Below are 18,821 nucleotides of genomic sequence, written 5' to 3'. Positions count from 1 at the left end.
CGCCCCGGCCACGCCCACGGACGAGGACCCACCGCGTATGGCCACGACGCCCCGCACACCGGGAGCCACGGACCCCGCACCGCCCGACGGACACAGGCCCCGCGACGAGGGCCGGGCGGGCGGTGACGCACGGGCGCGCGACAACGTACGGGTGGACGACGGCACACGGGCGCGCGACACCGCCGGGCCCTCCGCCGACCGGCTGCTGCTGGCAGCCGCCCGGCACAGCGCCGGCCGCACCACCGCGATCTGCCTGCTCAGCACGGTGACGGCGGGCTGTGCCCTCGCCCTGCCCGCCGCGCTCGGCCACACCCTCGACCTGACCCTCGGCCACGGCCCCTCCCCGTACCTCTGGACGGCCCTGTGCGCCGCCCTGATCGGCGCCGAGGTCCTCCTCGAAGCCCTGACGGCCTTCGTCACCGGCACCACGAACGCGCGCGCCGGCTCCTGGCTCCGCCGCCTTGGCGCCCGGAGGCTGCTCGCCGCCGGCCCGCACCACGCCTCCCGCTTCACCCCCGGCGACCTCGTCACCCGGCTGACCGGCAACGCGGCCGAGGCGGGCACCGCCCCGACGACCGCCGCCACCGGCCTCGCCGCGCTGATCACCCCGCTCGGCGGGCTGATCGCCCTCGCCTTCATCGACCTCTGGCTGGCCGCGGTCTTCCTCGCCGGGGCCCCGGCGCTGTTCCTCTTCCTGCGCGCCTTCGCCCGCAGCTCCTCCGACAGCGTCTCGCGCTACCAGCGCGTGCAGGGCGAACTCGCCGCCCGGCTCGTCGAGGCCCTCGGCGGCGCCCGCACCGTCGCCGCCGCCGGCACCGCCCGGCGCGAACGCGACCGGGTCCTCGCACCACTGCCCGAACTGAGCACCCAGGGGCGGCGCATGTGGCAGGTGTACGGGCGTGCCGTCGTCCAGGGCGGCATCCTGGTGCCGCTGTTGCAGACAGCCGTCCTCGCGGTCGGCGGGGTGCGCCTCGCCGCCGGCGACCTGAGCGTCGGCGAACTGCTGGCCGCCACCCGCTACGCGGCGCTCGCCGCCGGCGTCGGCTCGGTCATCGGCCGGCTCAACTCCCTGGTGCGCAGCCGCGCCGCCGCCCGCCGCACCGCCGAACTCCTGGCGCTGCCCGCCATGCCGTACGGCACCAGGCCGCTGCCGCCGGACGGCCCCGGCCGGCTCGAACTGAGGGGCGTGAGCGTCACCCGAGGGGGCTGCGAGGTGCTGCGCGGCGTCGACCTGGTGGTTCCCGGCGGTACGACGACGGCCGTCGTGGGCCGCTCCGGCGCGGGCAAGTCCGTCCTGGCCGCCGTCGCAGGCCGGCTGACCGACCCCGGCAGCGGACAGGTGCTGCTCGACGGCGTGCCGCTGACCGAGGCGGACCCCGTGCAGCTGCGGCGGGAGATCGGGTACGCCTTCGAGCGGCCCGCGCTGTTCGGCGACACGGTCGGCGGTGCCGTCGCCTTCGGGGCGTACGCCCCCGACGGGCCCGCCGTCGAGGCCGCCGCGCGCGCGGCCAGCGCGGACCGCTTCATCCGGCTGCTCCCACGCGGGTACGGCACCGCCCTCGCCGACGCGCCGCTGTCGGGCGGCGAGCTGCAACGCCTCGGCCTGGCCCGGGCCTTCGCCCACGCGGGCCGGCTGCTGGTGCTCGACGACGCCACCTCCAGCCTGGACAGCGTCACGGAGGTCCAGGTGGGACGGGCCCTGGTCGGCGAGGTCCGCGCGGGCACCCGGCTGCTGATCGCGCACCGCGTCTCCTCGGCGGCCCGCGCGGACCGCGTCGCCTGGCTGGAGAACGGCCGCGTCCGCGCCGTCGGCCCGCACGAGGAACTTTGGCAACTGGCGGACTACCGGGCGGTGTTCGCGGACGAGCCGGAGGATTCGGCGGAGCCGGAGGCCGAACGTGCCGACGGAACGGGGGCGGCCCGGTGAGTGACAGCGCGCGGGGCGTCACCCGGGGCAGCGAGCGGCCCGGCGGGCATGGCCGTGATCCGGCCGCCGCTCCTGCCGGTAGGCGCGCCACCGGGCGGGGTGTGTTCCGATGCGGCACCCGCACCCGCACGCGGCCCGGTCCCGCCCGCCGCGTGCTGCCGAAGGCCGTGTGGGTCGTCCGGCCGGGGCGAGGGCGCGCCCAGCGCACCATCGCTGCCGCGAGGTGGCGGACCACTCCGCCGGGACTCGGCCGGGCCGGGGCCGCCGCCCCTGCCGGTAGGCGCGCCGCCGGGCGGGGTGCTGCCCGGTGACCGGCACCCGCACGCGGCCCGGTCCCGCCCGCCGTGTCCTGCCGAAGGCAAAACGCTTTCTGGCGTGCCGCAAGCGCGTGCTGCTGACGCTCGGCGGCTGGTCCCTGCTGGAGTCCGCGCAGACCTTCCTCGGCGGCTACAGCGTCGCCCGCGCCCTCGACGACGGATTCCTGGCGGGCCGGCCCGGCGTCGGGCTCGGCTGGCTGGCGCTCGCCGCCGTGACGATCGTCGTCGGCGGACTCGCCACGGGCGGGGTGTTCCGTGGGCTGGCCGATCTCGTGGAGCCGCTCCGGGACGGGCTGGTGCGCCGGGTGGTGACCCGGTCGCTGGGGGAGGCCGTGACCGGCGGGGGGCGAGCCGACAGCGCCGTGGTCTCCCGGCTGACCCACCAGACCGAGCTGGCCCGCGACAGCTTCGCGGGGCTGGTGCTGGTGGCCCGCTCGTTCGTCTTCACGGCGGCCGGGGCGCTGCTGGGCCTCGCCTCCCTCGCGCCGCTCCTGCTGCTGGTCGTGGTGCCGCCCCTGCTGCTGGGTCTGGCGCTGTTCGTGGCCACGCTGGCGCCGATGGCCGACCGGCAGCAGGACTTCCTCAGCGCCGACGAACGCATGTCCACCGAGTTCGGCGCGCTCGCCGAGGGACTGCGCGACGTGGTGGCGTGCGGCGCGGAGCGGCAGGCCGCCGAGCGGACGGACGCGCTGATCTCCGCCGAGGTCCGGGCGGCCCGCTCGCTCGCCGGGTGGGCGGCCGTCCGCGCCCTGGCACTCGGCGTTGCCGGGCAACTGCCGGTGGTGCTGCTGCTCGTCGCCGCACCCTGGCTGCTCGACCGGGGCCTGACCGCGGGCGAGCTGCTCGGCGCGCTCACCTATCTCGTCCAGGCGCTGCTGCCCGCCCTGCACACCCTGATGAACGCCCTCGGGGCGGCGGGCACCCGGCTGCTGGTGGTGCTCGACCGCCTCACCTCGGGGCCCGACGGAGACCTGCCCGCGCACGGCGACGAGCGGGCGCCGGCGGCGCCCGCGCAGCCGCCGCGCGTCGAGCTGCGGTCGGTCACCTTCGCCTACGGGCCGCGCGCCCACCCCGTCGTCCGGGACCTCGACCTCGTGGTGGAGCCCGGCGAGCACCTGGTGGTGGTCGGCCCCAGCGGCATCGGCAAGTCCACCCTGACGGGACTCGTCGCGGGGCTGCTCGCCCCGGACCGGGGCGAGGTGCGGGTGGCGGGGCAGCCCGTGGCCGGGCCGGCGGCGGCCCCCGGCCGGGAGTGGGCGCGGCAGCGGGTGCTGATCCCGCAGCAGGCCTACGTCTTCACCGCCACCGTCCGGGAGAACCTGCTCTACCTCCGCCCCGGCGGGGCGCCCCCCGAGGCCGTCGCGGCGTCGGTGGCGGCCGTGGGGCTCGATGCGCTGGTGGAGCGGCTGGGCGGGCTGGACGCGGAAGTCGACCCGGCCGCGCTGTCACAGGGGGAGCGGCAGCTGATCGCGCTGGGCCGGGCCCATCTGTCCCCCGCGCCGCTCGTGCTGCTGGACGAGGCGACCTGCTATCTGGACCCCGCGGCGGAAGCGCGCGCGGAGCGCGCCTTCGCCGAGCGGCCCGGCACCCTGATCGTGGTGGCGCACCGGATCAGCTCCGCGCGCAGGGCCGACCGGGTGCTGGTGATGGACGGCGCCCGCGCCGTCTGCGGGCGCCACGACGAACTGCTCGACTCCTCGGTCCTCTACCGCGATCTGGTGGGGCGCTGGCACGCGGGGCACGTCTGAGCCGGGCCCGCCGCCGCCCGGCCTGGGGCTGCGGCTAGACCCACCCCGCGCACTGGGAGATCCGTATGGCGTCCACCCGGTTGCGGGCGCCGGTCTTACGGGTGATGGCGGCCATGTAATTGCGTACGGTTCCGTTCGACAGACACAGACTGCGGGCGATCTCCCCGATGGAGGCGCCCTCGGCGGCCAGCGACAATACGCTGAGTTCCCGTCGCGTCAGCGGCATCTCCGACGCCTCCAGGAAGCCGAAGCCGAGCGACTCGTCGATGTAGCGCTCGCCCTTGGCGACATGCCGGATGCCCTCGACCAGCCGATCAGGAGAAGCGTTTTTGCTCAAGAACCCCAGGGCCCTCTCCTCATAGGCCCGGCGCAGGGGACCCGGCCGTCCCGCGCTCGCCAGGGCCAGCAAGGAGAAACCACCGTCCCCTTCGTAACATCGACGGGACAGCTCCCGGATGCCGCGCGGACCGACCGCGTCGGCGCTGTCCATGTCCACCACGCACACCTGTGGCCGCAGCGTCCGCGAGGTCGCGACGGCTCCCGGCCAGGACGTGGAGGACACCTCGAGATCGGCCTCCCTGCCGATCAGCGCGGCCAGCGCCGTCCGCAGCAGATAGGTGTCGTGCACCAGAAGGACCCGGATCACGTTCCCGCCTCTCCCCGCTCGCGCTCCCCGGGTAGCGAGCGCTACGTCGGGCACGTCGGTAAATACTTACCGGCGTGTGCCACTGTCACGGGCGCCGAAACCGAACGTGCGGGGGGCGCAAGGGCGCACGAAACTCGCCGCGTGCGCCCCAAGTGTGAGCGAATGCGCCTCCCCATGCCCATGGACGCCGGAGCGGGAAGGTGGTCACGCGCGGCGGTCAGCGCCGTTTGGTGCGGCCCGGCTTGGTGCGACTCGTCGCGGTACGACCCGACTTGGCGCGCCCGTTGGCCGTTGCGCCTGTCGCTGCGCCTGCCGTTGCGCCCGGTGTGCCCGGCGCCGTCGGGCCGGGGCCCGCCGACGTCAGGTCGATCAGCCGGCAGACCGTCTCGATGTCTATCCTCACCTGCGCGATGGAGGCCCGCCCCGACAGCCAGGTGATCAGCGCCGAGTGCCAGGTGTGCTCGATGACCCGCACGGCCGAGAGCTGCGCGGGCGTGGGCGGCACGGTCAGCCCCATCGCGTCCAGGATGATCGTCGTCGTCAGCCGGGAGGCCGCGTCGACCTCGGCGCTCACCGACCGGTCGGCGAAGGTGAGGGCGCGCACCATCGCGTCGGCCAGATGCGGCTCGCGCTGCATCGCGCGGAACGCCCGCATCAGCGTCTGCGCGACCCGGGCGGCGGGCTCCTCCTCGGTGGGCGGCCGCTTGCGCAGCGTCTCGTGCAGGTGCTGGAGCTGGTCCTGCATCGTGGCGACCAGCAGATGGATCTTCGAGGGGAAATAGCGGTAGAGCGTGCCGAGCGCGACGCTCGAGGACTCGGCGACCTCCCGCATCTGCACCGCGTCGAAGCCGCCGCGGCCGGCCAGCTGGGCGGTGGCGTGCAGGATCCGGCGCCGCCGCGCCTCCTGACGCTCGGTCAGGGGGAGACCGGACGAGGCGATCGCGACCGAGGTGGTCGCCGACTTGGGTTCCGTCGTCATATGTCCCATTCCGTGGCAATCCATCCAGCGGTGTCTGTACAGCCCGGACGGCACAGCATGGCAGGGGCCGGGTCGTGGCGCGAATCACCTGATCCGGCTCCGGCGCGTTGCCGTGAGGCCGGTAGATTCGTGACTTCTGGACGACTCGGTCTGAAACTTGTTCTAGATTACCGCGACCGGTTACGCTCCGGCGGAATCGCAGTGAGAAGGAGGCCGCCGAGTGACCGCTGAGGCCGCTGAGGCAACGACATCCCACCTCCTTGACCAGGACGTCGGCCGACCGCTGCGCATCGCGATGCTCACGTACAAGGGGAACCCGTTCTGCGGCGGCCAGGGCGTCTACGTCCGTCATCTCTCCCGTGAGCTCGCCCGGCTCGGCCACACCGTCGAGGTCATCGGCTCCCAGCCCTATCCCGTCCTGGACGAGGGCACCGGACCCGGCGCGGTGACTCTCACCGAGCTGCCCAGCCTCGACCTCTACCGCCAGCCGGACCCCTTCCGCACGCCCAAGCGCGACGAGTACCGCGACTGGATCGACGCGCTGGAGGTCGGCACCATGTGGACCGGCGGCTTCCCCGAGCCGCTCACGTTCAGCCTGCGGGCCCGCCGCCATCTGCTGGCCCGGCGCGGCGACTTCGACGTCGTCCACGACAACCAGACCCTCGGCTACGGCCTCCTCGGCAACCTCGGCACCCCGCTGGTCACGACGATCCACCACCCCATCACCGTCGACCGGCAGCTGGACCTCGACGCCGCCGACAGCTGGCAGCGCCGCGCCTCCGTGCGCCGCTGGTACGGCTTCACCCGGATGCAGAAGCGCGTCGCCCGGCGGCTGCCGTCCGTGCTCACCGTCTCCGGCTCCTCGCGCCAGGAGATAGTCGACCACCTCGGGGTGCGCGACGAGCGCATCCACGTCGTCCACATCGGCGCCGACACCCAGCTCTTCTCTCCGGACCCGGCCGTCGCCGAGGTGCCCGGCCGGATCGTCACCACCTCCAGCGCCGACGTCCCCCTCAAGGGACTCGTTTTCCTCATCGAGGCGCTCGCCAAGGTCCGTACGGAGAACCCCGACGCCCACCTCGTTGTCGTCGGCAAGCGCGCCGAGGGCGGCCCGGTCGCCGCCGCCATCGAGCGGTACGGGCTCGAAGGGGCCGTCGAGTTCGTCAAGGGCATCACCGACGCCGAGCTCGTCGACCTCGTCCGCTCGGCGCAGATCGCCTGCGTCCCCTCCCTCTACGAAGGCTTCTCGCTGCCCGCCGCCGAGGCCATGGCGACCGGCACCCCGCTGGTGGCCACCACCGGCGGCGCCATCCCCGAGGTCGCGGGCCCCGACGGCGAGACGTGCCTCGCTGTGCCGCCCGGTGACGCGGGAGCGCTCGCCGCCGCACTGGGCCGGCTGCTCGATGACACCGGACTGCGCCGCCGGCTGGGCGCGGCGGGCCGCGAGCGCGTGCTGGCCCGGTTCACCTGGGAGCAGGCCGCCATCGGCACCGCCGAGCGCTACCGCGCCGCCATTGCTGCCCAGGGCGCCGGGCGCGGCGCCCCGGCCCGCGCCACCGCCAGACGCAAGCCCGCCTGACCACCGGCCCGGCGGCCGCCCGGCATGCGCCGCCACCGCTTCCGCACCCCACGACCCCGCTCGGACGCATTCCCCGAACCAGAAGGCAGAGCCCGTGCTGACCGTCGATTTCTCCCGCTTCCCGCTCGCCGCAGGCGACCGCGTCCTCGATCTGGGGTGCGGCGCAGGGCGGCACGCCTTCGAGTGCTACCGGCGGGGCGCGCAGGTCGTGGCCCTCGACCGCAACGGCGAGGAGATCCGCGAGGTCGCCAAGTGGTTCGCCGCCATGAAGGAGGCCGGTGAGGCCCCGGCGGGCGCCACCGCCACCGCCATGGAGGGCGACGCGCTGGCCCTGCCCTTCCCCGACGACAGCTTCGACGTCGTCATCATTTCCGAGGTCATGGAGCACATCCCGGACGACAAGGGCGTGCTCGCCGAAATGGTGCGCGTCCTCAAGCCCGGCGGCCGTATCGCCGTCACCGTGCCGCGCTACGGCCCGGAGAAGATCTGCTGGGCCCTCTCCGACGCCTACCACGAGGTCGAGGGCGGCCACATCCGCATCTACCGCGGCGACGAACTCCTGGACCGGATGCGCGAGGCGGGCCTCAAGCCGTACGGCACCCACCACGCCCACGGGCTGCACAGCCCGTACTGGTGGCTGAAGTGCGCCTTCGGCGTGGGCAAGGACGGTAAGGACGCAGCGTTGCCGGTCCGCGCGTACCACAAGCTGCTGGTCTGGGACATCATGAAGAAGCCACGGGCCACCCGCCTCGCCGAGCAGGCCCTCAACCCCCTCATCGGCAAGAGCTTCGTCGCCTACGCCACCAAGCCGCACGCCCCGGCCGCCCCGGCCGTCCCGTCCAGCACGTCCGCTGCCGGCGAGGGACGAGCGTGACGACACCGGGCCGTACCGAGCGCCTCGTCCTCGCCGGGGTGCTCACCGCCGAGCAGGTCGCGCAGACCGTCGCGGGCATCGCCGCCACACAGTGCCCGGACGGCGCCATACCCTGGTTCCGCGGCCACCACCTGGACCCCTGGGACCACGTCGAGGCCGCGATGGCCCTGGACGTGGCGGGCGAACGGGACCGCGCCGAGGCCGCCTACCGCTGGCTGGCCGAGCACCAGAACTCCGACGGCTCGTGGTACGCCGCGTACGCCGACGGCGACCCCGAGGAGCCCACCGACCGGGGCCGGGAGACGAACTTCGTCGCCTACGTCGCCGTCGGCGTCTGGCACCACTACCTCGCCACCGGCGACGACGCCTTCCTCGACCGCATGTGGCCGACCGTCTTCGCCGCCGTCGAGTTCGTCCTGGGCCTGCAGCAGCCCGGCGGCCAGGTCGGCTGGAAGCGGGAGGACGACGGCACCCCCGTCGACGACGCGCTGCTGACCGGCTCGTCCTCCATCCACCACGCGCTGCGCTGCGCCCTCGCCATCGCCGAGCACCGCGAGGAGCCGCAGCCCGACTGGGAACTGGCCGTGGGCCTCCTCGGCCACGCGATCCGGCACCACCCCGAGCGGTTCCTGGACAAGGACCGCTTCTCGATGGACTGGTACTACCCGGTCCTCGGCGGCGCGGTCACCGGCGCCGCCGCGAAGGAGCGCCTGGAGGCGGGCTGGGACCGCTTCGTCGTCCCGGGCCTGGGCGTGCGCTGCGTCTCCGACCGGCCGTGGGTGACCGGCGGCGAGAGCTGCGAACTCGCCCTCGCGCTCTGGGCGATGGGCGAGTCCGACCGGGCGGTCGCGATCCTCCAGTGGATCCAGCACCTGCGCGCCGAGGACGGCATGTACTGGACCGGCTACGTCTACGAGGACGACGCCGTCTGGCCGGAGGAGCGCACCTCCTGGACCGCCGGCTCACTGCTCCTGGCCGTCGCCGCACTCGGCGGCGACGAGGCGACCACCACGGTCTTCGGCGGCGAACGCCTCCCGTACGGCCTGGAACCGGACTGCTGCGCCTGACCCGCCGGCCGGCCGGGCGAAGCCGGCCCGTCCGGCCGCATCCGGCGCCGCGAGCCCGCTGACCGGCAGCAGCATGCCGGCCGGGTCCCGGCGGCCGCCGGGCGGGACTGCGGAAATCCGGAACCCCACTCGAACGGCCCCCGCCGAGTCGCCCGGCGCCCCCGCCCGCGTCACGCTGGGAGGAGTCAAGCCCACCACCCCCGGAGGGAGCCGCTCCGCCCCAAGGGCCGTCCCGGCCAAAGGGGTTGTCAGTGGCCCGTTCTAGAGTGACGTCATGAGCCTTCTCAGTCACGACCGTTACTGCTCCGAGGTCGAAGCCCAGACCGGACTGCTGCGTTCGGCACTGCACGGCACCGACCTCTCCACCACCGTCCCCACCTGCCCCGACTGGTCGCTCAGCGAGCTGGTCCTGCACGTCGGCGGCGCGCACCGCTGGGCCGAGACGATCGTGCGGACGCGTGCGAGCGAGCCCGTGGGCCCCGATGCGGTCCCCGGCGCGGCCGGCCCGGATCCGCTCGACGCGGCCGGGCTCGACGCGTGGCTGGCCGAGGGTGCCGAGGCGCTCGCGCGGACCCTGCGCGCCGCGGATCCCACCGAGGAGGTGTGGAGCTGGGCGCCGCGGCAGACGCCGGGCTTCTGGGCCCGCCGGATGGCGCACGAGACGGTGATCCACCGGGCCGACGCCTTTGTGACCGCCGGCCTCGACTTCACCCTCGACGCCGATCTCGCGGCGGACTGCATCGACGAATGGCTGGAGATCGGCAGCTATCCGCAGACCGTGGAGCGCAAGCCGGAGCTCAAGGAGCTGCTCGGCCCCGGCCGCACCATTCATCTGCACGCCACGGACACCCCCGCCGAGCTGGAGGCGGAGTGGTTCGTCGACCTCACCGGTGAGCGCGCCACCTGGCGGCGCGCCCACGAGAAGGCGGCCGTCGCCCTGCGCGGGCCGCTCACCGACGTCCTGCGGGTCTTCTACCGCCGCCTCCCGGCGGACACCGACCGCGTCGAGGTGCTCGGCGACCGCGAGCTGCTCGACTTCTGGCTGGAGCGGGTCACCTTCTGATGCGAACCGACGAGCACATATCCGACGGCGGGCGCCGGACGCTCGCACCGCGCCGACTGCTGCGCGGTGCACTGCCGGCGGCCCTGCTGCTCGTCGCGGCCTGTACGGGCGACGGCGGCGGTGGCGTGGCCGCTGCCGCCGCCGGGCAGCCCGGGGTGGCGGGTGTCGGCGATCCGCTCTTCCCCCGCCTGGGCAACGGCGGTTACGACGTCCGCCACTACGGGCTCACCCTCGACTACGTGCCCGAGGGGAACGAGCTGCACGGCATCGCCGTCGTCAAGGCCCGGGCCAAGCAGGAACTGAACGCGTTCAACCTCGACTTCAAGGGCCTGAAGGTACGGACCGCGCTGGTCGACGGGAAGTCCGCACGGGTCTCCCGCAAGGGCGACGAGCTGACGGTGACGCCCCGTTCGACGATCGGCAAGGGAGACGAATTCGAGGCCAAGATCGTCTACGACGGCACGCCCCAGCGCGTCGTCGACGCGGACGACGGCAAGGAGGGCTGGGTCGAGACCGACGACGGCTCGGTGAGCCTCGGCGAGCCCATGGGCTCGATGACCTGGTTCCCCGGCAACCACCACCCCTCCGACAAGGCCACCTACGACATCGACGTCACCGTCCCCAAGGGCTTCACCGCCGTGGCCAACGGCGAGCTGAAGCGCAAGAAGGTCGCCGAGGACGGGCGGACCACCTTCGCCTGGCACACCGCCGAGCCCATGGCCAGTTATCTCGCCAGCGTCGCCGTCGGGGACTTCACCGTCTCCGAGACGAAGACGAAGGACGGCCTTCCGGTGTACGTCGCCATCGACCCGGACGAGGCCGAGCGGAGCAAGGGCGTCGAGAAGCTCATACCCAAGGTCGTCGAGTGGGGGAGCGGACTCTTCGGCCCGTACCCCTTCAGCGGCACCGGCGCCGTCGTCGACAACAACCCCGACGTCGACTACGCCCTGGAGACCCAGGCCAAGCCGTACTTCCCGCACGCGCCCGACGACCTGCTGGTGGTGCACGAGCTGGTGCACCAGTGGTTCGGCAACTCCGTCTCCCCCCGTACCTGGCGGGACATGTGGCTCAACGAGAGCTTCCCGAGCTACGCCGAGTGGATGTGGGAGGAGAAGACCGGCGGCCGGACCGTGGAGAAGATATTCCAGGACTTCTACGACGGCACCGACAAGCTCAGCAAGAACATCTGGGACTTCCCGCCCGGCAGCCCGCCCGCCGACGACGTGTCCGGCGACCCCGTCTACGGCCGGGGCGCGATGGTGCTGCACAAGCTGCGCGTAGCCGTCGGTGACAAGACCTTCTTCGACATCCTCCGCACCTGGACGAAGGAACACCGGCACGGCAACGCCGAGACCCGCGAGTTCATCGACCTGTGCGAGAAGAAGTCCGGCAAGGACCTGGGCAAGCTCTTCGAGGCCTGGCTGTACGGGAAGGCCAAGCCCCCGAGGGGCGCGACAGCGGTGTCGTAGGGCCTTGCCGCCGGGCCGGGCTCCCGTTCACGTGTTGAGCTCGGCCAGCACCCGCAGCGTCTCCGGGTCGGGCGCGGTCACCAGCAGATCCGTGACCGGCCCCGCGCGCCACGCCGTCAGCCGCTCGGCGATCCGCTCCCTCGGCCCGACCAGGGAGATCTCGTCGGCGAAGGAGTCCGGGACCGCCTCCACCGCCTCCGCCCGCCGCCCCGCGAGAAACAGCTCCCGCACCCGCGTCGCCGCGTCCCCGAAGCCCATCCGCGCCATCAGGTCGGCGTGGAAGTTGCGGGTCGCGTGCCCCATCCCGCCGATGTAGAAGCCGAGCATCTCCTTCACCGGCCGCAGCCCCTCGGCGACATCGGCACACATCCGCGCCCGCACCATGGGCGCGACCATGAACCCGGAGGGCACCTCGCCGAGCGAGGCCGTGTAGACGTCCGCGCGCTCGGGCGACCAGTACAGCGGCAGCCAGCCGTCGGCGATCCGCGCGGTCTGGGCGATGTTCCGGGGGCCCTCCGCGCCGAGCAGGACCGGCAGCCCGGAGCGGAGCGGGTGGGTCACGGACTTCAGCGGCTTGCCGAGGCCGCAGGCTCCGGGGCCGGTGTAGGGGAGGGAATGGAAGCGGCCGTCGAGCGTGACGGGGGCCTCCCGGCGCAGCACCTGCCGGACGACATCCACATACTCGCGCGTAGCGGTCAGCGGACTCGCCGGAAACGGACGCCCGTACCACCCCTCCACCACCTGCGGCCCCGACAGCCCCAGCCCGAGCAGCACCCGGCCCCCGGAGAGGTGGTCGAGCGTCAGTGCGTGCATCGCCGTGGCGGTCGGTGCGCGGGCCGCCATCTGGGCCACGGCCGTGCCGAGCAGGATCCGCCTCGTGCGGGCGGCGATCCAGGTGAGCGCGGTGAAGGCGTCGGAGCCCCAGGACTCCGACGTCCACACCGAGTGGTAGCCCAGCCGCTCGGCCTGCCGGGCGAGCTCCACGTGCCGCGGGTCGGGGCCGCGGCCCCAGTAGCCGAGTGCCAGGCCGAGTCGCATGCCGTGCCGCCCCCTCCGCTGGAACTGACGAACCGTCAGGCAAGGTCCGGCGACTGTACGGGCGACCGGCCGGCCCCGGCAAGAGGGACCCGGTGCCGGGAACGGCGAAGGCCCGCCGGGCAACCCGGCGGGCCTTCGATGGCGGAGCTTCCTCCGGCGCGTGCCTCAGCCGCGCTGGATGCCCGTCGTGTCCTGCAGCACGCCGCGTCGGCCGTCCTGCGTCTGCGCGACGAGCGCCTGACCGCGCTGGTCCACCGCGAGGTACCACGTGCCGGGCGCCAGCTCGGCGATCTGCGTCGGCGAGCCGTCCTCCCCGTACAGGGGGCGGGCCACCGGCACCGCGAACCAGAACGGGGCGAAGTCACCGGCGGGCGCCGCGGCGGGCTGGGCCCCCACGGGACCGGCGGGCTGCGCCTGAGCCGGAGCCGACTGGTCCTGCTGCTGGTGCTGCGGCTGACCGGTCTGGCCGGTCTGCGCGCCGTAGGGCTGCTGCTGCGCGCCGTACGGGGCCTGACCCTGCTGCATGCCGCCCGGACCCGGGTAGCCGTAGCCCGGACCGGCACCGTACGGGGACGGGGCCTGCGGGGCCGGAGCGCCCATCAGCGGGGCCTTCAGCGCGGGGATCCGCTGCGTGAGCAGCGCACCGGCGGCCATCACGAGCAGCGCGATGAGCGCCAGGATGCGGCCGACGCCGGCACCGACCTTGTCGTTGTCCTCCAGAGCGCCACCGAACATCGTCCACAGCGAGGACCACGCGGCGAACACCGTCAGAGCGGTGCCCCACTGGTCGAGCGTGAGCCCGAGCAGATTACGGCCCTGGGGCTGGAAGCGGCCCGCGATGATGAGCACCGCGCCGACGATCCCGGCGAGGACGACGGTGGGCAGCACCGGGAAGAGCTTCGAGTCCCACAGGTTGGGAAGTTCCGACTTGTCGCAGAACTGGCCACTGCAATCGACGGAGTAAAAATCGAGGAACGAGGCGATGAACAGCAACACCGCTGCTCCGATCACCACGCCGTCGCCTCGAGTGAGGGAGCGGATGTTCACCTAAAATCCTTTGTCAGATCTGTCAGAAGTCGTCGCGGTCGCCGATACGCGAGCTGCGGGGGCGCGGGGGTGGCCGCCCCATCGTACGGGTGAACCTATCGCCTGGGCGGTCGGGGCGTCTCCTTCGTATCACCCTCGTGACACGGCCGTGGCCTGCTGGTATCTACCCTCGCAGGAAGTCCGTAATGCCGTCCGCGATCCCTCGCGCCGCCTTCTCGCGCCACACGGTGTCGGTGAGCAGAGCGGCGTCCTTCGGGTCACGCATGTTGCCGCATTCGACGAACACCTTCGGCTGGGTGGACAGATTGAGGCCGCCCAGATCGCCCCGGGTGTCCAGGCCGGTGCCGCCCCCGATGTAGTTGGACGGCGCGCTCCCGGTCGTCCGTACGAAGTTCCCGGCGATCCGCGCGCCGAGCTCCTTCGACGGCCCGACGATGGGCGCGGTGTCCGCCCGGCCGCCGCGCACGGTCGCGGGCAGGATCACATGGAAGCCGCGATTGCCGACCGCCGAACCGTCCGCGTGCACGGACACCACGGCGTCGGCCTTCGCCTTGTTGCCGATCGCGGCCCGCTCGTCCACGCACGGCCCGTACGGCCGGTCGCCGTCGTGGGTGAAGCTGACGGTGACGCCCTGGTCCTGGAGCATCGACTTGATGCGGTGGGCGACGTCGAGCGTGAACGTGGCCTCGGCGTAGCCGTCGTCGGTGGACGTGCCGGTGGTGTCGCACTCCTTGCGCCCGGTGCCGATGTCGACGGACCGGTTGATCTCGGCGGTGTGGTCACGGTTACGGGTGTTGTGACCGGGATCGATGACGACGACCTTGCCCTTGAGCGGGCCGTCGGCGCGGGGCCGGCCGGCCGGCCCCGCCGCCGTCGCCTCGTCGGCGGGACGCGACGCCTGGTCCGCCGGCTTCGACGGGGGCGTCACGAGCGGCGAGGGACGCGCGGGCGACGGCTGCTGGGACCGGCCCGCTCCGCTCGGCTGCCCGGACCGGTCCGAGGGTGCGGAACGCGTCGCGGAGGAGGCCGCGACCGGCGACTTGGCGTCGTCCGCACCACCGCCCGAGGCGGCGTCCCACAGCAGCCAGCCCGCCAGGGAGAGCGCCAGTAACGCGGCCAGCCCCAGGAGAAGGGGGGTGCGGATGCCGCCCAGGCGGCCGGGCATGCGGGAATTCCTGCCGTTGGACACCCGGCGATGCTAGCGCCGTGGCCCGCGCCGCGAGACCCCCTCGGTGAAGTACCTACGCGGGCCGGGGTCCGGCCACCCGGCGCAGCACGCGCAGCGAACGCGTCACCGAGACCTCGGTGAACTCGCCGGACTCAAGGGCCCGGAGGTACACGCGGTACGGCGCCTGCCCGCCGTCCGCCGGGTCGGGGAAGACGTCGTGGATGACGAGCAGCCCGCCCGGGGCGACATGCGGGGCCCAGCCCTCGTAGTCGGCGTTCGCATGCTCGTCGGTGTGCCCGCCGTCGATGAAGACCAGCCCGACCGGCGTCCCCCAGACCGCCGCGACCTGCGGCGACCGGCCGACGATCGCGATCACGTGCGGTTCCAGGCCCGCCTTGTAGAGCGTGCGGCGGAAGGTCGGCAGGGTGTCCATGCGGCCCACGCCGGGGTCGTCGTCCACGACGGACGGGTCGTGGTACTCCCAGCCGGGCTGCTGCTCCTCGCTGCCCCGGTGGTGGTCGACGGTCACGGCCGTCGTCCCGGCCTCCCGCGCGGCGGCGGCCAGCAGAAGCGTGGAGCGCCCGCAGTACGTACCGACTTCGAGCAGCGGCCCGAGCGCCGCCGCCTCCTCGGCGGCGGCGTAGAGGGCGAGCCCCTCGTCGACCGGCATGAAGCCCTTCGCCGCCTCGAAAGCGGCGAGTACCTCGGGTTTGGGGGGCATGCGGTCCTCCTGGCGGTGCGGGTCGTGGCGGCTCATGCTGCCGCATGTCGGTGACGGGCGCCGTGTCGGGGGCCGGGCCCTGGGCCTCCGGAGCAGGAGCCGGGGCCGTATATTTTCGGGCCCGTTACCCGGTACCCCGTCGCTTGCCCTCACCTTGGGCCCGCAAATACACGTCAGCGCCCCGGCCCCTGCCCCTGCGGCCCCGTGCCCTCCCGCCGGTGGGCCGACGGCCCGGGTGGGATCGGTCGGCGCCCGTTACAGCCAACCGTTCTGCCGTGCAGCCCGCACCGCCTCCATGCGGTTCCGTGTCGCCGTCTTCCCTATCGCCGCCGACAAATAATTCCGCACCGTCGCGGGCGACAAATGCACCCGTGCCGCGATGTCCGCCACCGTCGCCCCGTCCACCGCCGCGGCCAGCACGTCGCGTTCGCGCTGGGTGAGCGGATTGGGGCCGGCGCTCAGGGCCGCCGCGGCCAGGGCCGGGTCGATGACGCGTTCTCCCGCCAGCACCCGGCGGATCGCCGCGGCGAGTTCCTCCACCGGGCCGTCCTTGACCAGGAATCCTGACGCCCCCGCCTCCATGGCCCGGCGCAGATACCCGGGCCGGCCGAAGGTGGTGAGGATCAGCACCCGGCATTCCGGCAGCCGCTCCCGCAGGTCGGCCGCCGCGTCGAGGCCGCTGCGGCCCGGCAGTTCGATGTCGAGGAGGGCGATGTCGGGCCGGGTCGCCAGGGCCTGGGGCAGGATCTCGTCGCCGCTGCCGACCTGCGCGACGATCTCGATGTCGTCCTCCAGACCGAGCAGCAGCGCGAGCGCGCCCCGCATCATGCCCTGGTCCTCGGCAAGCAGCACGCTGATGACGCGGCTCATGCGGCCAGGCCCTCCTCTTCGTCGTCCACCGGGAGTTCCGCCACCAGGCGGAAGCCCCGCTTGCCGTCGGGTCCGGCGGCCAGTGCGCCGCCCGCGGCGGCCAGCCGCTCGGTCAGTCCCTTCAGGCCCGTACCGCCCTTCGCGCCGCCCGCTTCGGCGGATGCCGAGCCTACGCCGCGGCCGTCGTCGGTGATCTCCAGATGGACCCGGTCCGGCTCGCCGCGCACCTCGATCGCGCAACGGGCCGCGGCGCTGTGCCGGACGACGTTGGTGACGCCCTCGCGCACCACCCAGCCGAGCAGCGCCGCGGTCTGCGGCGGCAGGGGCGGGCCCGACTGGCGGATGTCGGTCGCGATGCCGGAGGCGTCGAGGAGGGAGCGGGCCCGTTCGAGTTCGGTGGTGAGACTGCCCTCGCGGTAGCCGGTGACGGCCTCACGGATCTCGGTGAGGGCCTGGCGGCCCACCGCCTCGATGTCGGCGGCCTGGCCGACGGCCGCCTCCAGGTCGCGCGGGGCCAGCCGGCGTACCGCCTCGGCCTTGACCACGATCACGGACATGGTGTGGCCGAGCAGATCGTGCAGATCGCGCGAGAACCGCAGCCGTTCGCGTTCGACGGCGGCGTGGGCCAGCTCCTCGCGGGTGGCGCGCAGCCGCTCCACCGTCTCGAAGAGGTTCAGCAGGGCCGCCGCGACCAGTCCCGACAGCCCGGTGCCCCAGGCGATGGCCAGGACGTCCTCGGTGTCGTTGTGCACGGCCATCAGCACTCCGACCGTGGTGCCGAACGTGCCCAGCGCCGCCCCGAGCCGGGGGCCGCTGCCGCGCAGGACGATGCCGGCCGCCAGGGACAGCAGGGGGAAGCACAGCAGCCAGTCGCCGCCGTAGCCGATGGTGAGCGCGTAGGTCACGGCGGCCAGGGCGGCGAGCGATGTCAGCGAGGCGCGCGTCTCGCGGCGCCGCTCGTCGAGGCCGAGGAAGACGGTGGTGACGTAGAGCGTGACGAAGGCCGCCAGGCCCGCGGCACCGAGCCAGGGCAGTGGCAGCTTCCCCCGGCACAGGTCGATCACGTCGCCGGTGAGGATGAGAAGCCAGGGCAGGAACGTCCGCCGGTTCGGCGGTCTCATCCGTTCGATCCGCTGCATCGCTCCACTCATGCTCCGACCCTATGGAACAGGGCGGTGAGCTGCGCAGATGCATCTGTCCAAGGCGTGCGGTGACTTTTGTCATGGCAGGTGACGAACCGTCAGACAATGCGGTCCGCGGCCTTCCGGCCCCCACGGCGATCGGCTATACAAGGGTGCATCGGACCGGCTGAAACGCCTTGGAACACGTTCCAGTGCCGAGCGCGTGTGGGGCCGGCCCGGCAGCGACCCCGGCGCGGCCTGCGGTGCGGACGGCCGGGCCGGGGTCTTCGGCCACACCGCGAAGGAGCCGTCGCCCCGATGCCCATCGACGTAAGCCAGGCGGTCGGGGCGCAACCCCGTAGCGTCGAGCTCTCCTGGGACCACAAGGACGTTCTCCTCTATCACCTCGGCATCGGGGCCGGCGCGGCCCGGCCCACCGACCCGGAGGAACTCCGCTACACCCTGGAGAGCAGGCTCAGCGTGCTCCCCAGCTTCGCGACCGTCGCGGGCGGCGGCATGGCCCTGGCCGGCGGCCTCTCCGCGCCCGGTGTCGACGTCGACCTCGCCCGCGTGCTGCACGGCGGACAGGCCATCGCGCTGCACCGGCCGCTGCCCGCCCGCGGCTCGGCCACGCTCACCTCCCGCGTCGCCGCCGTGTACGACAAGGGCAAGGCCGCCGTCATCGTGCTGCGCGCGGACGCCGCCGACGCCGAGGGCCCGCTGTGGACCAGCGACTGCCGGATCTTCGTCCGCGGCGAGGGCGGCTTCGGCGGCGAGCGCGGGCCCGCGGACCGGCTCCCGGAGCCCCCGCACGAGCCGGACCTGACGGCCCTGTGCCCCACCCGCCCCGACCAGGCCCTGCTCTACCGCCTCTCCGGGGACTGGAACCCGCTGCACGCCGACCCGGAGTTCGCCGCCTCCGCCGGCTTCGACCGGCCGATCCTGCACGGCCTGTGCAGCTACGGCATCGTCCTCAAGGCCGTCGTCGACACCGTGCTCGACGGCGACGTGACCCGCGTCCGCTCGTACGCCACCCGCTTCGCGGGCGTCGTCTTCCCCGGCGAGACCCTGCGCGTGCGGATGTGGCGCGAGAGTCCGGGCCCCGGCCGGGTCCAGGTGTCCGTGACGGCCGTCGAGCGCGAGGACGCGCCGGTCCTCACCGACACCGTCGTCGAGCACACCTGAAC

At 73.7% G+C, this 18,821-nt stretch carries 16 protein-coding genes; 8 read left to right on the top strand and 8 right to left on the bottom strand.

Translation table 11 applies throughout. The features are described 5' to 3' along the window. The first annotated feature begins 37 nt into the window (after nucleotides 1–37). Both JO379_RS10385 and JO379_RS10380 read left to right on the top strand, forming a co-directional pair. The gene (locus JO379_RS10385) at nucleotides 38–1,927 is read left to right on the top strand and encodes an ABC transporter ATP-binding protein (protein WP_209514696.1); all 1,890 of its coding nucleotides are present in this window, start codon (nucleotides 38–40) and stop codon (nucleotides 1,925–1,927) included. Between the two features lie 307 nt (nucleotides 1,928–2,234). Beyond that, the gene (locus JO379_RS10380; protein WP_209514694.1) at nucleotides 2,235–3,992 is read left to right on the top strand and encodes an ATP-binding cassette domain-containing protein; all 1,758 of its coding nucleotides are present in this window, start codon (nucleotides 2,235–2,237) and stop codon (nucleotides 3,990–3,992) included. A gap of 34 nt (nucleotides 3,993–4,026) precedes the next feature. Here the strand turns inward: JO379_RS10380 and JO379_RS10375 are convergent, their stop codons facing one another. Together JO379_RS10375 and JO379_RS10370 are read right to left on the bottom strand one after the other, a co-directional pair. Beyond that, nucleotides 4,027–4,638: a response regulator transcription factor gene (locus JO379_RS10375; protein ID WP_130877527.1), complete on the bottom strand. Its 612-nt coding sequence runs from the start codon at nucleotides 4,636–4,638 to the stop codon at nucleotides 4,027–4,029. A 217-nt stretch (nucleotides 4,639–4,855) separates the two neighbouring features. After that, nucleotides 4,856–5,617, bottom strand: a complete 762-nt coding sequence (locus JO379_RS10370; protein WP_130877526.1) for a TetR family transcriptional regulator — start codon at nucleotides 5,615–5,617, stop codon at nucleotides 4,856–4,858. 220 nt (nucleotides 5,618–5,837) lie between these two features. On the opposite strand from JO379_RS10370, the gene JO379_RS10365 reads away from it, so the two are divergent. The 5 genes from JO379_RS10365 to JO379_RS10345 all read left to right on the top strand — a co-directional run bounded on the left by JO379_RS10365 (nucleotide 5,838) and on the right by JO379_RS10345 (nucleotide 11,669). Continuing rightward, entirely contained in the window at nucleotides 5,838–7,196 is a 1,359-nt protein-coding gene (locus JO379_RS10365) for a glycosyltransferase family 4 protein (protein ID WP_130877525.1), read from the top strand. A gap of 94 nt (nucleotides 7,197–7,290) precedes the next feature. Further along, a complete protein-coding gene (locus JO379_RS10360) occupies nucleotides 7,291–8,070 on the top strand; it encodes a class I SAM-dependent methyltransferase (protein ID WP_130877524.1) in 780 nt (259 codons plus the stop codon). After that, on the top strand, nucleotides 8,067–9,137 hold the full coding sequence (locus JO379_RS10355) for a prenyltransferase (RefSeq protein WP_209514692.1): 1,071 nt from the start codon (nucleotides 8,067–8,069) through the stop codon (nucleotides 9,135–9,137). Before JO379_RS10360 ends, JO379_RS10355 begins: the two co-directional genes overlap by 4 nt. A gap of 274 nt (nucleotides 9,138–9,411) precedes the next feature. Next, the gene (locus JO379_RS10350) at nucleotides 9,412–10,200 is read left to right on the top strand and encodes a maleylpyruvate isomerase family mycothiol-dependent enzyme (RefSeq protein ID WP_130877522.1); all 789 of its coding nucleotides are present in this window, start codon (nucleotides 9,412–9,414) and stop codon (nucleotides 10,198–10,200) included. After that, entirely contained in the window at nucleotides 10,200–11,669 is a 1,470-nt protein-coding gene (locus JO379_RS10345; protein WP_209514689.1) for a M1 family metallopeptidase, read from the top strand. The genes JO379_RS10350 and JO379_RS10345 overlap by 1 nt, the downstream gene beginning before the upstream one ends. A 27-nt stretch (nucleotides 11,670–11,696) precedes the next feature. Here JO379_RS10345 and JO379_RS10340 read toward each other — a convergent pair whose 3' ends face one another. The 6 genes from JO379_RS10340 to JO379_RS10315 all read right to left on the bottom strand — a co-directional run bounded on the left by JO379_RS10340 (nucleotide 11,697) and on the right by JO379_RS10315 (nucleotide 17,664). After that, entirely contained in the window at nucleotides 11,697–12,707 is a 1,011-nt protein-coding gene (locus tag JO379_RS10340) for an LLM class F420-dependent oxidoreductase (RefSeq protein ID WP_209514687.1), read from the bottom strand. 165 nt (nucleotides 12,708–12,872) lie between these two features. Beyond that, nucleotides 12,873–13,754, bottom strand: coding sequence for a hypothetical protein (locus JO379_RS10335; protein WP_130877519.1), 882 nt, complete (start codon nucleotides 13,752–13,754; stop codon nucleotides 12,873–12,875). 163 nt (nucleotides 13,755–13,917) lie between these two features. Then, a complete protein-coding gene (locus tag JO379_RS10330; protein ID WP_209514685.1) occupies nucleotides 13,918–14,919 on the bottom strand; it encodes an N-acetylmuramoyl-L-alanine amidase in 1,002 nt (333 codons plus the stop codon). 76 nt (nucleotides 14,920–14,995) lie between these two features. Next, nucleotides 14,996–15,643 carry a class I SAM-dependent methyltransferase gene (locus JO379_RS10325; protein WP_130877517.1) on the bottom strand — a complete coding sequence of 216 codons (648 nt, stop codon included), beginning with the start codon at nucleotides 15,641–15,643 and terminating at the stop codon, nucleotides 14,996–14,998. Nucleotides 15,644–15,898: 255 nt separating this feature from the next. Beyond that, nucleotides 15,899–16,513, bottom strand: coding sequence for a response regulator transcription factor (locus JO379_RS10320; protein ID WP_130877516.1), 615 nt, complete (start codon nucleotides 16,511–16,513; stop codon nucleotides 15,899–15,901). Further along, entirely contained in the window at nucleotides 16,510–17,664 is a 1,155-nt protein-coding gene (locus JO379_RS10315) for a sensor histidine kinase (protein ID WP_130877515.1), read from the bottom strand. The genes JO379_RS10320 and JO379_RS10315 overlap by 4 nt, the downstream gene beginning before the upstream one ends. Nucleotides 17,665–17,952: 288 nt before the next feature. Between JO379_RS10315 and chsH3 the strand changes: the two genes are divergently transcribed. Continuing rightward, on the top strand, nucleotides 17,953–18,819 hold the full coding sequence (gene chsH3, locus JO379_RS10310) for an enoyl-CoA hydratase ChsH3 (RefSeq protein ID WP_130877514.1): 867 nt from the start codon (nucleotides 17,953–17,955) through the stop codon (nucleotides 18,817–18,819). Nucleotides 18,820–18,821: the final 2 nt, after the last annotated feature.

It is taken from the genome of Streptomyces syringium, assembly GCF_017876625.1.
GTDB lineage: Bacteria > Actinomycetota > Actinomycetes > Streptomycetales > Streptomycetaceae > Streptomyces > Streptomyces syringius.
Note: the sequence above shows the minus strand (reverse complement) of the source record. Positions and strands in the feature narration are given on the sequence as shown.

What these genes read in the sequence shown, in the direction of transcription:
- JO379_RS10385 (WP_209514696.1), top strand. Translation starts at nt 38, where the DNA reads ATGGCCACGACGCCCCGCACACCGGGAGCCACGGACCCCGCACCGCCC.
- JO379_RS10370 (WP_130877526.1), bottom strand. Translation starts at nt 5,617, where the DNA reads ATGACGACGGAACCCAAGTCGGCGACCACCTCGGTCGCGATCGCCTCG.
- JO379_RS10350 (WP_130877522.1), top strand. Translation starts at nt 9,412, where the DNA reads ATGAGCCTTCTCAGTCACGACCGTTACTGCTCCGAGGTCGAAGCCCAG.
- JO379_RS10345 (WP_209514689.1), top strand. Translation starts at nt 10,200, where the DNA reads ATGCGAACCGACGAGCACATATCCGACGGCGGGCGCCGGACGCTCGCA.
- JO379_RS10340 (WP_209514687.1), bottom strand. Translation starts at nt 12,707, where the DNA reads ATGCGACTCGGCCTGGCACTCGGCTACTGGGGCCGCGGCCCCGACCCG.
- JO379_RS10330 (WP_209514685.1), bottom strand. Translation starts at nt 14,919, where the DNA reads ATGCCCGGCCGCCTGGGCGGCATCCGCACCCCCCTTCTCCTGGGGCTG.
- JO379_RS10325 (WP_130877517.1), bottom strand. Translation starts at nt 15,643, where the DNA reads ATGCCCCCCAAACCCGAGGTACTCGCCGCTTTCGAGGCGGCGAAGGGC.
- JO379_RS10320 (WP_130877516.1), bottom strand. Translation starts at nt 16,513, where the DNA reads ATGAGCCGCGTCATCAGCGTGCTGCTTGCCGAGGACCAGGGCATGATG.
- JO379_RS10315 (WP_130877515.1), bottom strand. Translation starts at nt 17,664, where the DNA reads ATGAGTGGAGCGATGCAGCGGATCGAACGGATGAGACCGCCGAACCGG.
- chsH3 (WP_130877514.1), top strand. Translation starts at nt 17,953, where the DNA reads ATGCCCATCGACGTAAGCCAGGCGGTCGGGGCGCAACCCCGTAGCGTC.